Origin of the sequence: Helicobacter pylori NQ4053 (assembly GCF_000274605.1) — a bacterium.
GTDB classification, from domain to species: domain Bacteria; phylum Campylobacterota; class Campylobacteria; order Campylobacterales; family Helicobacteraceae; genus Helicobacter; species Helicobacter pylori_CV.
This window is the reverse complement of record NZ_AKNV01000005.1, coordinates 1-15,607: the sequence shown is the minus strand read 5'-3', so window position 1 is coordinate 15,607 and position 15,607 is coordinate 1. Positions and strand designations below refer to the sequence as shown.

The following is a 15,607-nucleotide window of genomic DNA, read 5'->3' as shown; positions in this document are numbered from 1 at the left end:
TAAGATAAAAACTTATGCTATAATGCGGTTTCATTCCATATTCAACAAGGAGAAATAAATTAATGAAAATTTTAGTGATTCAAGGGCCTAATTTAAACATGTTAGGACACAGAGACCCAAGACTTTATGGCATGGTAACCTTAGACCAAATCCATGAAATCATGCAAACTTTCGTGAAACAAGGCAATTTAGATGTGGAATTAGAGTTTTTTCAAACCAATTTTGAGGGCGAAATCATTGATAAAATCCAAGAGAGCGTGGGTAGCGATTATGAAGGGATCATCATTAACCCTGGAGCGTTTTCGCACACTTCTATTGCGATTGCAGATGCGATCATGCTAGCGGGCAAACCCGTTATTGAAGTGCATCTCACTAACATTCAAGCCAGAGAAGAATTCAGGAAAAATTCTTACACTGGAGCGGCTTGTGGAGGCGTGATCATGGGATTTGGCCCGCTTGGTTACAACATGGCTTTAATGGCGATGGTCAATATTTTAGCCGAAATGAAAGCGTTCCAAGAAGCCCAAAAAAACAACCCTAATAACCCCATTAACAATCAAAAATAAAAGGGGGCTACCCATGAAAGGATTAGAAAGAGAATCGCATTTCACGCTCAATGAGAACGCGATATTTTTTGAATGCGCTTATAGTTGCGATAACGCTTTGTTTTTGCAATTAGACGATCGCTCGTTTTTTATCACTGATTCTCGCTACACTCAAGAAGCTAAAGAAAGCGTTCAGCCTAAAAATGGCGTTTTAGCGGAAGTGATAGAGTCTAGTGATTTAGTCCAAAGCGCGATTGACTTGATTGCTAAAAGTTCGGTTAAAAAGCTCTTTTTTGACCCCAATCAAGTGAATTTGCAAACCTATAAGCGTTTGGATTCAGCGGTTGGGAATAAGGTTATTTTAGAGGGCGTGCCTAGTTACCACCGCCAAAAACGCATCATTAAAAACGATCATGAAATCCAACTCCTCAAAAAATCTCAAGCACTGAATGTTGAAGCTTTTGAAAATTTTGCTGAGTATGTGAAAAAGATTTTTGATGAAAAAGAGTCCTTGAGCGAGCGGTATTTGCAGCATAAGGTTAAGGACTTTTTGACTAAAGAGGGGGTTTATGATCTGAGTTTTGAGCCTATTTTAGCCTTGAATGCGAATGCGAGCAAGCCCCATGCCTTGCCTAGCACGAAGGATTTTTTAAAAGCGGAGCACAGCATTCTTTTGGATATGGGGATCAAATACGAACGCTATTGCTCGGATAGGACTCGCACGGCTTTTTTTGACCCTAAAAATTTTGTCTTCACAAGAGAGCAGAGTTTCAAGGATAAAGAGCGTCAAAAGATTTATGACATTGTGAAAGAAGCGCAAGAAAAGGCTATTTCAGGCATTAGAGCGGGCATGACCGGTAAAGAAGCGGACAGCTTGGCTAGGGGGGTGATTAGCGATTATGGTTATGGGCAGTATTTCACTCACAGCACCGGGCATGGCATTGGCTTAGACATTCATGAGCTTCCTTATATTTCATCGCGCAGTGGAACTATTTTAGAAGAGGGCATGGTGTTTTCTGTAGAGCCTGGGATTTATATCCCTGGATTTTTTGGGGTACGCATTGAAGATTTAGTGGTGATCAAAAATTCTAGGGCTGAGCTTTTGTGATGCGAGAGATCTTTACTAGCCGCTTTTTCCCTAGCCTTTTTAAAAAAAGGCTTGATTTTTCTAACAGGGTGGTTTTAGGGTTGGGATCTAATCTTAAAAATCCTTTAAAAATATTAAAAAATTGTTTTTTGTATTTTAAAAATCATAGTAAGATCGGGAAAATTTTTTCTTCGCCCATTTATATCAATCCGCCTTTTGGTTACACTAATCAACCTAACTTTTATAACGCTACGATTATCCTTAAAACATCTTTAAGTTTACGCCATTTTTTTGCTCTGGTTTTTTATATAGAAAGGCGTTTTGGCCGTGCAAGGAAGCGCGATTTTAAAGACGCTCCAAGAACTTTAGATATTGATATTATCGCTTTCAACCAAGTCATTTTAAGGCAGAACGATTTGACTTTACCTCACCCTAAATGGAGTGAAAGGGATTCGGTGTTAGTGCCGTTGGCTTTGCAACAAATTCTTTTTAAAAAAGGGGAGTGGTGAAATTCTATACCTATAGTGGGGAGACGGCCGCTGAAGCTTTAAAGATCGCTCAAAGCCACCATGGGGTGGATACGCTAGTGTTTAAAACGCAAGAAATCCGTAAAAAAACGCTCACTTCTTCTGGGCTTTATGAAATCGTTGTGGCGGTTGAAGAAGAGAGCGAAAACAAACCCCCTAAAGCCCCCCTTATTCCTGAAAGTTTGTATGATGAAGAATTGAATGAAGAAGATGTGGTCATGCAGCTTTCAAGCACTGTAGAAGAAATGCGCAAACTCGCTGGGGTTTCATCTAATCAGCGCAACTATAGTTTTTCAAAAAATAAGACCCTTTTAGAAAAAGACGCTCCGTTAGAGGATACGCCTTTAGAGGCTAATAAGCAGGACGCTTTATTGCAAGCCTTAAAAGATGAAGCCAACCATAAAAAAGAAAGAGAAAAAAGAGAAGTCAAACAAGAAGAAGAAATTAAAGACATCAATCTGCAATTAAGTAAAATCAGAGACAGCTTGAAACTCATTCAAAACATGTTTTGGGATGAGAAAAACCCTAATTCTATTAATATCCCTCAAGAATTTGCAGAAATTTACAAACTGGCCAAACAAAGTGGGATGAAATCCAGCCATTTAGATGAAATCATGCAATTGAGCCTAGAATTGATGCCTTTACGCATGCGCGAAAATTCCGTAACGATCAAGCGCTATTTTAGAGAAGTGTTGCGCAAAATGATTTTGTGCCGCCCTGAAGATTTGAATTTAAGGCAAAAACGCATCTTAATGCTTGTAGGGCCAACAGGCGTGGGGAAAACGACGACTTTGGCTAAATTAGCCGCGCGTTATTCTAGGATGCTAGCGAAAAAATACAAGGTGGGCATTATCACCTTAGACAATTATCGCATTGGGGCTTTGGAGCAATTAAGCTGGTATGCTAATAAAATGAAAATGAGTATAGAAGCGGTGATTGACGCTAAGGATTTTGCTAAAGAAATTGAAGCTTTGGAATACTGCGATTTTATTTTAGTGGATACGACAGGGCATTCGCAATACGATAAAGAAAAAATTGCCGGTTTGAAGGAATTTATAGATGGGGGTTATAATATTGATGTGTCCTTAGTGCTTTCGGTTACCACTAAGTATGAAGACATGAAAGATATTTATGATTCTTTTGGGGTGTTAGGGATTGACACTTTAATCTTTACGAAATTGGACGAGAGTAGGGGGCTAGGGAATTTGTTTTCTTTAGTGCATGAAAGCCAAAAGCCTATCAGCTATCTTTCTGTCGGCCAAGAAGTGCCTATGGATTTGAAAGTGGCTACTAATGAGTATTTAGTGGATTGCATGCTAGATGGCTTTAGTAACCCTAATAAGGAACAAGCATGAACAATCAAGCGAGCCGCTTAGATAATTTGATGAATCTTAAAAACCCTAAAAGTTTTTTTGATAATAAGGGGAATACCAAATTCATCGCTATCACAAGCGGTAAGGGAGGTGTGGGGAAATCCAATATTAGCGCTAATTTAGCTTACTCTTTATACAAGAAAGGTTATAAGGTAGGGGTGTTTGATGCGGATATTGGTTTAGCGAATTTAGATGTGATTTTTGGGGTGAAAACCCATAAAAATATCTTGCATGCCTTAAAAGGTGAAGCCAAATTACAAGAAATCATTTGCGAGATTGAACCCGGGCTTTGCTTAATTCCCGGGGATAGCGGCGAAGAAATTTTAAAATACATTAGCGGAACAGAAGTTTTAGATCAATTCGTGGATGAAGAGGGGGTTTTAAGCTCTTTAGATTATATTGTGATTGATACGGGAGCTGGGATTGGAGCCACTACACAAGCGTTTTTGAATGCGAGCGATTGCGTGGTGATTGTTACCACACCCGATCCTTCAGCGATTACCGATGCGTATGCATGCATTAAAATCAACTCCAAAAATAAAGATGAATTGTTTCTTATTACTAACATGGTAGCCCAACCTAAAGAGGGTAGGGCGACTTATGAAAGGTTGTTTAAAGTGGCTAAAAACAATATCGCTTCATTAGAATTGCACTATTTAGGAGCGATTGAAAACAGCTCCTTATTGAAACGCTATGTGAGAGAGCGAAAGATTGTAAGAAAAATAGCCCCTAATGATTTGTTTTCGCAATCCATTGATCAGATAGCGGGTCTTTTGGTTTCTAAGTTAGAAACCGGTGCTTTAGAAATACCAAAAGAAGGTTTGAAAAGCTTTTTTAAAAGGCTTTTGAAGTATTTGGGGTAGACTGATGAGAGTTCAAAATTTTATCCATTTTTCTGTTGTGGTAGGGTTTTTTTTAGGGTTAGTGTTTTCGGTGTTGAAATTCAATGAGCCAGAGAGCATTTTATTATGGACGGTGTTATCCACGCTAGGGGGATACTTGATCGCGTTGTTATTTGCGTCTATTTTTATCGCTTGCACGGATTTAGATATTTGTCTTTTTGACAAAAAAGGCACTGAAGAGAGCTTGCTTCGTTTCAACCATGAGTTTAAGAACAGAGAAAAAGAAGTGGCTAGTATTTTAGAATACATTAGAAGTTATGATTTTGATGATGGAAAATAGAATGCCCAAAGGAATTCAAAAAACTGAAACCAGCGAAAAAAATATAGAAAAGGTTTTGAACGCCTATGATAAGCAACAACACCACCATCAAGACGCGCTCGCTATCCAGTATTTACCAGCCGTGCGCGCTATGGCGTTTCGTTTAAAAGAGCGTTTGCCCAGCTCTATTGATTTTAACGATCTGGTTTCTATTGGCACTGAAGAATTGATTAAATTAGCCAGGCGTTATGAGAGCGCGTTAAACGATTCTTTTTGGGGGTATGCGAAGACTCGTGTCAATGGGGCGATGCTAGATTATTTGCGTTCTTTAGATGTGATTTCTCGCTCTAATAGAAAGCTCATTAAAAGCATTGATATTGAAATTACCAAACACCTTAATGAGCATGGGAAAGAGCCTAGCGATGCGTATTTAGCAGAAGCTCTAGGCGAGAATATTGAAAAGATTAGAGAAGCTAAAACGGCCTCAGATATTTATGCGTTAGTGCCAATAGATGAGCAATTCAATGCGATTGAGCAAGATGAAATCACTAAAAAAATTGAAGCAGAAGAATTGTTAGAGCATGTCCAAAAAGCGCTGAATCAAATGAGCGAAAGAGAGCAAATCCTTATCCAGCTTTATTACTTTGAAGAGTTGAATTTGAGCGAGATCAAAGAGATTTTAGGCATTACTGAATCGCGCATTTCTCAAATCATTAAAGAAGCGATTAAAAAGGTGCGTAAATCCTTAGGAGTGGATCATGGCTGATATTTTAAGCCAAGAAGAAATTGATGCGCTTTTAGAAGTCGTTGATGAAAATGTGGATATTCAAAATGTCCAAAAAAAAGATATTATCCCCCAACGCAGTGTAACCCTCTATGATTTCAAACGCCCTAATCGTGTGAGTAAGGAGCAATTGCGTTCTTTTAGGAGTATCCATGATAAAATGGCTAGGAATCTTTCCAGTCAAATTTCTTCTATCATGCGTTCTATTGTAGAGATCCAGCTCCATAGCGTGGATCAAATGACTTATGGCGAATTTTTGATGAGTTTGCCTAGCCCTACAAGTTTTAATGTCTTTTCCATGAAGCCTATGGGAGGAACGGGGGTTTTAGAGATTAATCCTAGCATCGCTTTCCCCATGATTGACAGACTATTAGGAGGTAAGGGGAGCGCGTATGATCAAAATAGGGAGTTTAGCGATATTGAATTGAATTTATTGGATACGATTTTACGCCAGGTGATGCAAATTTTAAAAGAAGTGTGGTCGCCTGTGGTGGAGATGTATCCTACCATTGACGCTAAAGAATCCAGCGCGAATGTGGTCCAAATCGTCGCTCAAAATGAAATTTCTATCATGGTGGTTTTAGAGATTATTATCGGGCATAGCCGTGGGATGATGAATATTTGTTACCCGGTGATTTCCATTGAGAGCATTCTTTCTAAAATGGGGAGTAGGGATTTGATGCTTTCAGAGACGAACTCTAAAAAGAGCCGTAATAAGGAATTGCAAGCGCTATTGAGCGGGGTGAGCGTGGATATGATCGTGTTTTTGGGTGCGGTGGAATTGAGTTTGAAAGAAATGTTGGATTTAGATGTGGGGGATACTATCCGGTTGAATAAAGTCGCTAATGATGAAGTGAGCGTGTATGTGCATAAAAAAAAGCGTTATTTAGCGAGCGTGGGGTTTCAAGGGTATAGGAAAACCATTCAAATTAAAGAAGTGATCTATAGCGAAAAAGAACGCACTAAAGAAATTTTAGAAATGTTAGAAGAGCAGCGCAGAGGCAAAGTGGGCGATATTATGAAAATAGAAGAAGAGTGAGAAATGCAAGACTTTATTAAGATTTTTATTCAAGAGGTTGTCTCTACTTTAGAAGGGTTAGTGGGTAAGGCTCCAAGCGTGGGATTAGAAAAAGAAGTTTCTAGTAGTGAAGAAACTTGGGAGAGTTTGATCAGTGCGCCTTATGCAAGGGTTAAGATTAGTGCGATTGAAAAAGAAGAGAGCTCTATTGAATTACTGGCTCCGGTAGATTTAGTTACCGCTTTAAGCGATTTGATGTTAGGAGGTGAGGGGGCGAGTAAGGAAGAAATGGATAATGACGATTTAGACGCTTTTAAAGAAATGGCTTCTAATATTTTTGGTGCGATCGCTACGAGCTTGAAGTCTCAAGAATTGCTCCCCAAACTCAATTTTACTACCACGAACGCTGAAATCGCTAAAGAGCTTCCTAAAAAAGAAGATTACGCTAAAGCGATGGTATTTTCTTTTAAAATGGAAGCCATCAAAGAAAGCCAAATCATTTTATTGACTACGGCGGCTTTTGAGTGCCAATTTGAAAAAACGCATAAAGAAGAAAAAGAAGAAACGACAAAGAGCGCTACTGAAGAAGCTAAAACCCATGACGCGTCTTTAGAAAACATAGAGATCCGCAATATCAGCATGCTTTTAGACGTGAAATTGAACGTTAAAGTGCGTATCGGGCAAAAAAAGATGATTTTAAAAGATGTGGTCTCTATGGATATAGGGAGCGTGGTAGAGTTGGATCAATTGGTGAATGACCCTTTAGAAATTCTTGTAGATGACAAGGTGATCGCTAAGGGCGAAGTGGTGATCGTGGATGGGAATTTTGGCATTCAGATCACAGATATTGGCACTAAAAAGGAACGCTTAGAGCAACTGAAAAATTAAACCATTTTAAAGTAAAGAAGGAAGGATTATGGCTATTTTTGGGGAATTAAGCTCTCTTGGGCATTTGTTTAAAAAAACGCAAGAATTAGAAATTTTGCATGCGTATTTAAAAGAGGTCATGCAAAAGGGTAGTAAAGCGAATCAAAGGGTTTTAAACCTCGCGTCTAATACAGAATTTCAAACGCCTTTAGGGCATGGCATTTTTAGCATAGAGCAGAGTTATTGTTTAGAGCATGCTAAAGAAAGCGAGAAAGGCTTTTTTGAAAGCCACAAACAATATGTGGATTTCCAGCTGATTGTCAAAGGCGTTGAGGGGGCTAAAGTGGTGGGTATCAATCAAGCCACCATTAAAACCTCTTATGATGAAAAAAGAGATTTGATCGTTTATGAGCCGGTTAGTGAAGCTTCTTTTTTGCGTTTAGATGCGGGCATGCTGGCTATTTTTTTTGAAAGCGATGCACATGCGTTGAGATTCTATGGGGAGTCTTTTGAAAAATATAGGGAAGAGCCGATTTTTAAAGCGGTCGTTAAAGCGCCTAAAGGGTTAATCAAATTAAAATTATGAAATTGGTGAGTCTTGTTATAGTTTTTTGTTGTTTTTTAGGGGCTGTAGAGTTGCCTGGAATTTATCAAACTCAGGAATTTTTATACATAAAAAGCTCTTTTGTGGAGTTTTTTGAGCATAATGGGAAGTTCTATGCCTATGGTATTTCTGATGTGGATGGCTCTAAAGCCAAAAAAGATAAACTCAATCCTAACCCAAAGCTAAGGAATCGCAGCGATAAAGGCGTGGTGTTTTTAAGCGATTTGATTAAGGTTGGAAAACGATCTTATAAGGGCGGTAAAGCGTATAATTTTTATGACGGCAAGACCTACTACGTGAGGGTTACTCAAAATTCAAACGGGGATTTGGAATTCACTTCAAGCTATGACAAATGGGGGTATGTGGGCAAGACTTTCACTTGGAAACGCCTGAGCGATGAAGAAATCAAAAATCTAAAGCTCAAGCGTTTTAACTTGGACGAAGTCCTTAAAACCCTTAAAGATAGCCCTATTTAAGCTAGCTTCTTTAAATTTTTAATCATCGCTCTCTTGGCATTCTTTGCACCACACAAACATTTTCATGTCATGGCTAATCAACTTGGCTTGGTATTTTTTAACGACTTCATTCTGGCGGTTTTCAATTTCAGGGTCTGCAAATTCAATGATCTTGCCGCAATGCAAACAAATGATGTGATCATGGTGTTCTTTAGCCGCAATTTCATAACGCCGGCCGCTTTTTGAAGTCTCTAAAACACAGATAAAATTTTCTTTTTCTAAGAAATTCAAAATGCGATAGACTGAAGAAATGCTGGTGTTTTTGTCCTTTTGGCGGATAGAATGCGTGATTTCTTCAGGGCTTAAGTGTGTGCCGCTGCGATACAAAACGCTCACCACTTCTTCTCTTTGTTTTGAATTTTTGAGTCCGTTTTTTTTGATAGACATTCTCAAGCGCTCTAAAATGGATTCCAAAGTTTCTAATCTTTTCATGCTGATATTTCCCTTATCCGTAAAATGATTTTTATAACTAGAATATTATTATACAATAATAATGCGATGAAACATAGATAAAACTCATTATTATTTTAATTTAATCAAAAAATATTGATTTTTTATTACCATTGTCGCATTTTAATGTAACTTATAAGATCAATTTCTTATCTTATCAAGCCATTCTAAAAGGGTTTTTTCAAACCCTATGCCTTGAGAAGAAACCAAATCTAGGGGTTTTTCCAAATAATCTTGTTTGACATAGCCGTTATAATCATGCGGGTAAAGGTAATCTTTAGCGTTAGGTAGCAGGTGTTTAGGAATAGGGTAGAGTGAGCCTTTTTGAACGCAATCCAAAGCCTGATTGATCGCTCTATAAGCCGTGTTAGACTTGGGCGAACAAGCCAGATAAATCACGCATTGGCTTAAAATGATGCGCGCTTCAGGGTAGCCGATTTGTTTGACTGAAAACAAGCAAGAAGTGGCTAAATTAAGGGCGTTTGGGTTAGCGTTACCAATATCTTCGCTCGCAAAAATCACCAGCCTTCTGGCGATAAATTCCGGGTTTTCCCCGCCAGCAATCAAGCGCGCCAGATAATAGATGGAAGCGTTTTCATCGCTCCCTCTTAAAGACTTGATTAACGCGCTAGTAAGATTATAATGCGTATCATCGCTATAAGATCCGTCATTTAGGCTATGGGGCCGTAAGGATTGCAGCGTTTTTAAAGTGATAGGATCTTCTATTTTAGCGCTCAAATCTAAAAGGTTTAATAACGCTCTAGCATCGCCAGCGCTGTTGTTTAAAAGATAGGTTTTAGCGCTAGGCTCTATTTGTTTTTTTAACAATACTAAAGCTTTAGCACAAAGCTTGTCTAAATCGCTCTTTTTTAGGGGGGTTAATTCAAAAATAAAACTTCTTGAGCGGATCGCATGGCTTAGGCTGTAATTAGGATCTTGCGTGCTAGCTCCTAAAATTAAAGCGTGATTTTTTTCCATAATGGGGAGTAAAAATTCCTGTTGGGTTTTATTCAATCTGTGGGTTTCATCAATAAAAACAACGGGCTTTAAAAGGGTGTTTTGGTAATTTTTAAGCTTAAGGCGTAAATCCTCTAATTTGAAATCCGTCGCATTGAATAAAAGAATGGGGCGCTCTAGGGAGCGAGCGATGATTTGAGCCAGGCTTGTTTTACCCACGCCAGGAGGGCCATAGAAAAAAGCGTGGGGGAAGTGTTTGGATTGTAGGGCTTTAAATAAGGGGGCGTCTTTCCCTATTAAATGCTCTTGGCCTAAAAAATCTTCTAGGCTTTTTGGGTTTAAAAGCGCAGTCAGGCTCATTTTTTAAATAAAATCAATTCGTAAAAATTCGTAGGGGTGTTTAGATTTTTCGTTGGGGTTTTGGTGTTTTTAGAGTGTTTTTGCAGAGCGTCTTGCAATTCTTTATTGAGATTGTCTAATTCATCAAGTTTTTCTTTTAAACGCAAGATAATATCCACGCCCGCAAGATTAACCCCCATATCCCTTGTAAGGCGTAAAATCGTTTTGATTTTGTCCATGTCTCGTTGGGAATACAAGCGCATTTTCCCATCAGTCCTGCTAGGCTCTATCAAACCCTCTTTTTCGTATTGGCGCAAGGTTTGAGGGTGCACGCCTAAGATTTTAGCCACGACGCTGATCAAATAAAGCGGTTCATCATAATCGCACACGATTCCTCCTTACAATTCTTTTTCTAATAACGCTTTTAACTCATTAGAAAGCGTTTCAGTTTTAGGCAAAATCAAACGAGCTTGCAAATACAAATCCCCCACATGCGAAGTTTTTCTGTTTTTAATCCCTTTTTCTTTAATGCGGAATTTTTGCATCGCTTTGGTGTTGGGGGGAATGGTTAGGGTTAAGGTTTTATGCCAAGTAGCGATTTCAATTTTCCCTCCAAAAAGAGCCGTTTTTAAGGGTAAATCAAAGATTTGGATAATATCATCTTTCTCGCGCCTGTAAATTTCATCTTCTTCAATATGGATCTGTAAGAGCAAATCGCCCCTGCCCGTTCGCCCCGTTTTCCCCTTGTTGCGAACCCTAATCTTTTCGCCCTCTTCTACGCCAATAGGGATTTTAAGGCTAAAAGTCTCATTATTGATGCTCACTTGTTTTTTATTGCCTAAAAGGGTGTCTAAAACAGAGACATTTAAAGTGGCGGTCATGTCTAAATTTTCAGGGGCGAAATTAGAAAAATTAGAAAAATTAAAGCCAGAAAAGCCTTGCGAATTTTGAGAAAATCTTTGCGAAAAGCCTCCTCTCCCAAAAATAGAGCTTAAAATATCGTCTAAATCTTCACTAGGACCACGGCTTCTGGCAAAATCGCTGAAATTCTGCCCCCCAAACATGTTGTCGCCAAACTGATCGTATTGGCGGCGTTTTTCTTCATCGCTCAAAATTTCATAAGCGGCGTTGATTTCTTTGAATTTTTCTTCGGCTTCTTTGGTTTTATTCAAATCCGGGTGGTATTGCCTGGCTAAACGGCGGTAGGATTTTTTGATTTCATCTTGGCTGGCGTTTTCGCTCACGTTTAAAGTTTGATATAAACTCTTACTCATGGATCACCTTTAAAATAGTTTTATTAGAATACTATCATAAATCTTTAGTGTTAGTCAATCAAGTTTATTGATAATGTTTAGTGGTAATTGAGATTTTAAACCCGTTTCAGCGCAATTAAAAGGAATTTTAACTAAAATATTGAGTTTAAATCCACGATGAGTTTTTAATGCAGTATAAGAAAAATAAGAAAAGATATTATTATTTAGCGTTAGGGATCTTTTTTTTAAATGGTCTGTCTTTGAAAGCTTTAGAAATCGCAGTCAAACCTTTTGGCTATCTGGGGCTATTGTATAATCAAGGGGCGCAAAAAAACCCTCACAGCTATGTGGGGGCTTTAGCGCATCTTGGGGTGGATTTTTCTTATAGCAATGGGTGGTCTTTTGGTATTGGAGCGATTGGAGCTTGGAATATTTATAACAAACAGCGTTTGGCTAACCTTTACATCAGTCTAGGGAATTTTTTTGGTAACCCTAACAATGTTAAACCTTATTTGAGCGCTGGCGATGTTTCTGATGCGTATCTTCAATACACTAACCAGCGTTTTAAAATCGCTTTAGGGCGTTTTAATACCGATTTTGTGGATTTTGATTGGATAGGGGGCAATATTCAAGGGATCTCTGTGGCTTTTAAGCAAAATTCCATGCGTTATTTTGGGATTTTTATGGATAGCATGCTTTATAACGGGCATCAGATCAATAAAGAGCAAGGCAATCGGATCGCTACTTCTCTAAACGCTCTAGCGTCTTATGATCCTGTGTCTAAACGCTTGTATGTGGGGGGGGAAGTGTTTGTTTTGGGCGCAGAATACAGGCATGAAAATCTTAAAGTGGTTCCTTTTATTTTAACGGACACCCGCTTGCCTTTGCCCACCCAAAATGTTTTAGTGCAAGTGGGGGGTAAGTTGGAGTATGACGCTTCTTTAGCTAAGGGTTTCACTTCGCGCACTCTAGTGCATGGCATGTATCAATACGGCAACACTGATAGTGCTACCAACGCTAAAAATGCCGGCTTGTTTTTGATCGATCAAACTTTTAAATACAAAATTTTTAATTTTGGAACGGGTTTTTATATCGTTCCGGCAAGGAACAATAAGGGCTATCTATGGACTTTTAATGACAGGACTAAATTCTATGGCCGTGGGATCAACGCGCCCGGCGTGCCAGCGATTTATTTTGCAAACTCCAGCATTTCAGGCTATGTTTTTTTAGGGCTTAAGACTAAAAGGGTGCGTTTAGACGCGATGGTGGCTTTTGGGGATTACCAAGAATATTCTTTGATGAGCAGCTTTAGGGTTTGGACTTATAGGAGTTTGTCTTTTGATATGGGTGGGGGGTATGTGTATGCTTACAATTCTAAAGCCACGAGAAAAAGCCTTGGAGATAGCTCTTTTGTCTTTTTTGGGAAGTTTTTGTTTTAAAAAAATATCATTTTTGTAATCAATAGCAGAGAAAGCCTGCCAAAAGCAAGCGATAATTTCTTTTTTAAAAAATCAACATTAAAAGAAGTTTTTGTTTTAAAAATGTTTTAAGAAATTCTTTTGAAATCAGGTTTTTGTGTTTTTTTAGGGAAAAAAGCTTTTTTAAACTCAGGCTCCCATAGTTTGATCACGCCATGGCGGGTCATCTGGTGCATATTGACTAAACGCATGTTTAATAGAGCCTTTTCTTTAGCTTCGCTGTCGCTCAAATCTTCTTTAATTTTGAACGCTTGAATGATCTGCTCCCACAATTCATGCTCTTTAGCGTCTTCGTTTAAAAAATCTTTATAGTTGAAGCCGCCAATCCCTTTAACCCCTTTGATATTATCCCCCTTATCCCCCACAACGCACTGGTAATAAGCAAAAAAATGAGCCTCTTTTTGACTCACATTAAAAAAAGCGTTGGTTTTGAGATTGAAATGAGAACCTCTATTGGAATACAAAATATCCTTATCCATGCTGGCTATCACATAATTGTTGGGGTCTTTCTTTTTGTAAAAAGAGATAATATCATCGGCTTCATATTCAAAACAATGTTCGCCCTGGATTTTAGCCCCTTTTTTTAGGGGGTATTTTTCCACGATGGCGATTTTTAGGGTTCTTAGAAGGGCTTTAAAATCTTCATCAAATTGGTGGCGTTTTTGTTTGTAATGATCGCACAGCTGGTAGCGGAAACTCTCTCTGCCCCTAGTGATAAAAAAAAGCGTTTTAGAGCAACGGGTCTTGCGCATGATAGATAAAATTTGAGTGGTAAGAAAGATTATGCCCACTTCTTGCAAGCTATAAGCGGCGAATCTTTTAGGGAGCGTTTTATTAGAGAGCAAACGCCTAACAATATTAGGGATAACGCAATCAATGTCCAGTAAAAGAGTTCTTGAATGCATGAATCTTGTTTTGTTAAACGCTTGTCTAATGGTTAATCCTTAAGTTAAATTTCTCTTTTTGAAAGTTAAACTATTATAGTAAATATATAGCAAATAATAAGTTATTTTAATAATAATTAGCTCTATTCTCATTAAATACGCTAAATTTTAAGAGATCACCGCTTGTTTTAGCTCTTTTGATATTATGTAGCAAACGCACCTAGATTTTAATTACTTTTACCGCTAAAATTCCTTTTAAATTTTAAAAAAAAATCAAAAGAAATAAAAAATGCTACAATCTCACATTATTTCAGCCCTTACAGCCAAGCATTCAGAGCTCCAAGGGCAAATCACGCACCAAAAAGAGCTAATAAAAACGCTTATAAACGATCTTGAAACAATAGGTAAAACAATACTAATATATTCGAGCCAAATTTTAAACTAAATGAAATCAAAAGTAAAAGCGTTAGAGCTGTTTCGTATTTTAGGTGTGGTGAGCTAATCAAAAAAATCTTAGAGTGTCTTAAAAACAAGCCTAGCACCATAGATGAGATAAGTTGATTATCTATTCGCAAATTCTACCGCAGATAACCATTTTATAGCCAAATTTAGACAAAATATCTACTATGCAATAAGCAAACTAAAACAAAGAAACATAATAAAACAAGACTTCTATAACTTATAAGATTATTTAAGCACCAGGCTTTTCGCTTACTCTATAATTGCCTTGCTAGTATCCACAAAATTCATTTGAGATAGGTTTATTAAGGCATTTACCTAAAATATCTTTAAAGATAGCTCCATTATTAAGTCGTCTAGTGTTCTCTCTATAACTTATCTCATTTGCATAGTTTAATAAATATAGCGTGCTTAGTTTATGGCATTGTAGTTCTCTGCCTGATTGTTATTCTCGCCACTACTTCCCATATATTCAATAGCGTGATTTACCACCTTGTGAGTATAGTGATCTGACAAATCACTATACCATACATTTTCATCGGTATGCACTTCACTACCACGCAAGATATACTTACGAACTATGTTGTTTATGTCAAAAGCATTTTCGCTCTTTAATACGAAAGTCCTACTCTTATTGGCACTACTACCTATCTCATCTCTTTGACGAAGTGAGATGACCACTCTCTTATTAGGCTTAAATGTCTTTCGTCTGTCTATTCTATCATTTATATTATTCTTTGGTCTTATGTAGTTGCCTACATATACACCATCTATCTCGCACACTTCATTAAATGGCTCATCGCTTTGATAATTAATTAAGCTCTCACGAAGTTTATGCAATAATACAAATGCACTCTTATACTGAATATCCAAATCATGGCTTAGTTGTAATGCCGAAATACCCTTAACTGCATTTACAAATAACACGATAGCACAAAGCAGAATTTGAAGTGGTAGTTTATGAGAGTGAAAAAGCGTTCCTCTTGTTACGCTAAATCTCTTATGGTACTCATTGCATTTATATTCGTTTCTTGTAGTGATGAGATAAATTTTACCTGCATTACCACAGTGTGGGCAGATAGGATTTCCACCATTGCTATGCCACCTAATATCAGCAAATGTTTTTAACGCCTCACTATCGCTCATCTTTGCTATTTGTAGAAGTGAAAGTTGTTTAGCTCTTGATGATAGCAAGAAATGTTGTGTCATTTTGTTTTCTTTTAGTGTAGTTTAATTATTTTATAATTTTTATATTATATATATTAAATAAATCTAAATTATCTACATATAAATGTAATAAATTTAA

18 protein-coding genes are annotated in these 15,607 nt (G+C 37.8%); 12 read left to right on the top strand and 6 right to left on the bottom strand.

What is annotated here, in order from left to right; all coding sequences use genetic code 11:
• Nucleotides 1–62: 62 nt before the first annotated feature.
• Genes aroQ through AYS37_RS04595 form a run of 11 tightly spaced genes read left to right on the top strand, consistent with a single transcriptional unit; the run spans nt 63 to nt 8,442 of the window.
• Nucleotides 63–566, top strand: a complete 504-nt coding sequence (gene aroQ, locus AYS37_RS04645) for a type II 3-dehydroquinate dehydratase (RefSeq protein WP_000699284.1) — start codon at nt 63–65, stop codon at nt 564–566.
• 13 nt (nt 567–579) lie between these two features.
• Nucleotides 580–1,653 carry an aminopeptidase gene (locus AYS37_RS04640; RefSeq protein ID WP_000677151.1) on the top strand — a complete coding sequence of 358 codons (1,074 nt, stop codon included), beginning with the start codon at nt 580–582 and terminating at the stop codon, nt 1,651–1,653.
• Nucleotides 1,653–2,141, top strand: coding sequence for a 2-amino-4-hydroxy-6-hydroxymethyldihydropteridine diphosphokinase (gene folK, locus AYS37_RS04635; protein WP_001874653.1), 489 nt, complete (start codon nt 1,653–1,655; stop codon nt 2,139–2,141). Before AYS37_RS04640 ends, folK begins: the two co-directional genes overlap by 1 nt.
• Nucleotides 2,138–3,514, top strand: coding sequence for a flagellar biosynthesis GTPase FlhF (gene flhF / locus AYS37_RS04630; protein WP_001874652.1), 1,377 nt, complete (start codon nt 2,138–2,140; stop codon nt 3,512–3,514). Before folK ends, flhF begins: the two co-directional genes overlap by 4 nt.
• On the top strand, nt 3,511–4,395 hold the full coding sequence (gene ylxH / locus AYS37_RS04625; protein WP_001064494.1) for a flagellum site-determining protein YlxH: 885 nt from the start codon (nt 3,511–3,513) through the stop codon (nt 4,393–4,395). Before flhF ends, ylxH begins: the two co-directional genes overlap by 4 nt.
• A gap of 4 nt (nt 4,396–4,399) precedes the next feature.
• Nucleotides 4,400–4,714 (top strand): hypothetical protein, encoded by a 315-nt coding sequence (locus AYS37_RS04620; protein ID WP_001265941.1) that lies wholly within the window; start codon nt 4,400–4,402, stop codon nt 4,712–4,714.
• Entirely contained in the window at nt 4,692–5,459 is a 768-nt protein-coding gene (locus tag AYS37_RS04615; protein WP_000602418.1) for an RNA polymerase sigma factor FliA, read from the top strand. Before AYS37_RS04620 ends, AYS37_RS04615 begins: the two co-directional genes overlap by 23 nt.
• On the top strand, nt 5,452–6,516 hold the full coding sequence (gene fliM / locus AYS37_RS04610; RefSeq protein ID WP_000763568.1) for a flagellar motor switch protein FliM: 1,065 nt from the start codon (nt 5,452–5,454) through the stop codon (nt 6,514–6,516). Before AYS37_RS04615 ends, fliM begins: the two co-directional genes overlap by 8 nt.
• A 3-nt stretch (nt 6,517–6,519) precedes the next feature.
• Nucleotides 6,520–7,383, top strand: coding sequence for a flagellar motor switch protein FliY (gene fliY, locus AYS37_RS04605; RefSeq protein ID WP_001150722.1), 864 nt, complete (start codon nt 6,520–6,522; stop codon nt 7,381–7,383).
• A 28-nt stretch (nt 7,384–7,411) separates the two neighbouring features.
• The gene (locus AYS37_RS04600; protein ID WP_000964024.1) at nt 7,412–7,948 is read left to right on the top strand and encodes a NanQ anomerase/TabA/YiaL family protein; all 537 of its coding nucleotides are present in this window, start codon (nt 7,412–7,414) and stop codon (nt 7,946–7,948) included.
• Nucleotides 7,945–8,442, top strand: coding sequence for a DUF2147 domain-containing protein (locus tag AYS37_RS04595; RefSeq protein WP_000780262.1), 498 nt, complete (start codon nt 7,945–7,947; stop codon nt 8,440–8,442). The genes AYS37_RS04600 and AYS37_RS04595 overlap by 4 nt, the downstream gene beginning before the upstream one ends.
• A gap of 18 nt (nt 8,443–8,460) precedes the next feature.
• On the opposite strand, the gene fur is transcribed toward AYS37_RS04595, so the two are convergent.
• The 4 genes from fur to AYS37_RS04575 form a co-directional block, all read right to left on the bottom strand.
• Entirely contained in the window at nt 8,461–8,913 is a 453-nt protein-coding gene (fur, locus tag AYS37_RS04590; protein WP_000824995.1) for a ferric iron uptake transcriptional regulator, read from the bottom strand.
• Between the two features lie 159 nt (nt 8,914–9,072).
• Nucleotides 9,073–10,248: a replication-associated recombination protein A gene (locus AYS37_RS04585; protein ID WP_000059573.1), complete on the bottom strand. Its 1,176-nt coding sequence runs from the start codon at nt 10,246–10,248 to the stop codon at nt 9,073–9,075.
• Complete coding sequence (locus tag AYS37_RS04580; protein ID WP_000332999.1) at nt 10,245–10,616, bottom strand: heat shock protein transcriptional repressor HspR; 372 nt, start codon at nt 10,614–10,616, stop codon at nt 10,245–10,247. Before AYS37_RS04580 ends, AYS37_RS04585 begins: the two co-directional genes overlap by 4 nt.
• 9 nt (nt 10,617–10,625) lie before the next feature.
• Nucleotides 10,626–11,501, bottom strand: coding sequence for a DnaJ family protein (locus AYS37_RS04575; RefSeq protein WP_000045881.1), 876 nt, complete (start codon nt 11,499–11,501; stop codon nt 10,626–10,628).
• A 167-nt stretch (nt 11,502–11,668) separates the two neighbouring features.
• On the opposite strand from AYS37_RS04575, the gene AYS37_RS04570 reads away from it, so the two are divergent.
• Nucleotides 11,669–12,919: a hypothetical protein gene (locus AYS37_RS04570; RefSeq protein ID WP_001199547.1), complete on the top strand. Its 1,251-nt coding sequence runs from the start codon at nt 11,669–11,671 to the stop codon at nt 12,917–12,919.
• Nucleotides 12,920–13,026: 107 nt separating this feature from the next.
• Here the strand turns inward: AYS37_RS04570 and AYS37_RS04565 are convergent, their stop codons facing one another.
• Both AYS37_RS04565 and AYS37_RS04560 read right to left on the bottom strand, forming a co-directional pair.
• Nucleotides 13,027–13,863, bottom strand: a complete 837-nt coding sequence (locus tag AYS37_RS04565) for a 5'-3' exonuclease (RefSeq protein ID WP_000556216.1) — start codon at nt 13,861–13,863, stop codon at nt 13,027–13,029.
• Nucleotides 13,864–14,712: 849 nt separating this feature from the next.
• Complete coding sequence (locus tag AYS37_RS04560) at nt 14,713–15,510, bottom strand: IS1595 family transposase (protein ID WP_001874647.1); 798 nt, start codon at nt 15,508–15,510, stop codon at nt 14,713–14,715.
• Between the last annotated feature and the right edge of the window lie 97 nt (nt 15,511–15,607).

Coding starts and splice junctions, on each gene's coding strand:
- aroQ (WP_000699284.1), top strand. CDS start 63: ATGAAAATTTTAGTGATTCAAGGGCCTAATTTAAACATGTTAGGACAC.
- AYS37_RS04640 (WP_000677151.1), top strand. CDS start 580: ATGAAAGGATTAGAAAGAGAATCGCATTTCACGCTCAATGAGAACGCG.
- folK (WP_001874653.1), top strand. CDS start 1,653: ATGCGAGAGATCTTTACTAGCCGCTTTTTCCCTAGCCTTTTTAAAAAA.
- ylxH (WP_001064494.1), top strand. CDS start 3,511: ATGAACAATCAAGCGAGCCGCTTAGATAATTTGATGAATCTTAAAAAC.
- AYS37_RS04620 (WP_001265941.1), top strand. CDS start 4,400: ATGAGAGTTCAAAATTTTATCCATTTTTCTGTTGTGGTAGGGTTTTTT.
- AYS37_RS04615 (WP_000602418.1), top strand. CDS start 4,692: ATGATTTTGATGATGGAAAATAGAATGCCCAAAGGAATTCAAAAAACT.
- fliM (WP_000763568.1), top strand. CDS start 5,452: ATGGCTGATATTTTAAGCCAAGAAGAAATTGATGCGCTTTTAGAAGTC.
- fliY (WP_001150722.1), top strand. CDS start 6,520: ATGCAAGACTTTATTAAGATTTTTATTCAAGAGGTTGTCTCTACTTTA.
- AYS37_RS04600 (WP_000964024.1), top strand. CDS start 7,412: ATGGCTATTTTTGGGGAATTAAGCTCTCTTGGGCATTTGTTTAAAAAA.
- AYS37_RS04595 (WP_000780262.1), top strand. CDS start 7,945: ATGAAATTGGTGAGTCTTGTTATAGTTTTTTGTTGTTTTTTAGGGGCT.
- fur (WP_000824995.1), bottom strand. CDS start 8,913: ATGAAAAGATTAGAAACTTTGGAATCCATTTTAGAGCGCTTGAGAATG.
- AYS37_RS04585 (WP_000059573.1), bottom strand. CDS start 10,248: ATGAGCCTGACTGCGCTTTTAAACCCAAAAAGCCTAGAAGATTTTTTA.
- AYS37_RS04575 (WP_000045881.1), bottom strand. CDS start 11,501: ATGAGTAAGAGTTTATATCAAACTTTAAACGTGAGCGAAAACGCCAGC.
- AYS37_RS04570 (WP_001199547.1), top strand. CDS start 11,669: ATGCAGTATAAGAAAAATAAGAAAAGATATTATTATTTAGCGTTAGGG.
- AYS37_RS04565 (WP_000556216.1), bottom strand. CDS start 13,863: ATGCATTCAAGAACTCTTTTACTGGACATTGATTGCGTTATCCCTAAT.
- AYS37_RS04560 (WP_001874647.1), bottom strand. CDS start 15,510: ATGACACAACATTTCTTGCTATCATCAAGAGCTAAACAACTTTCACTT.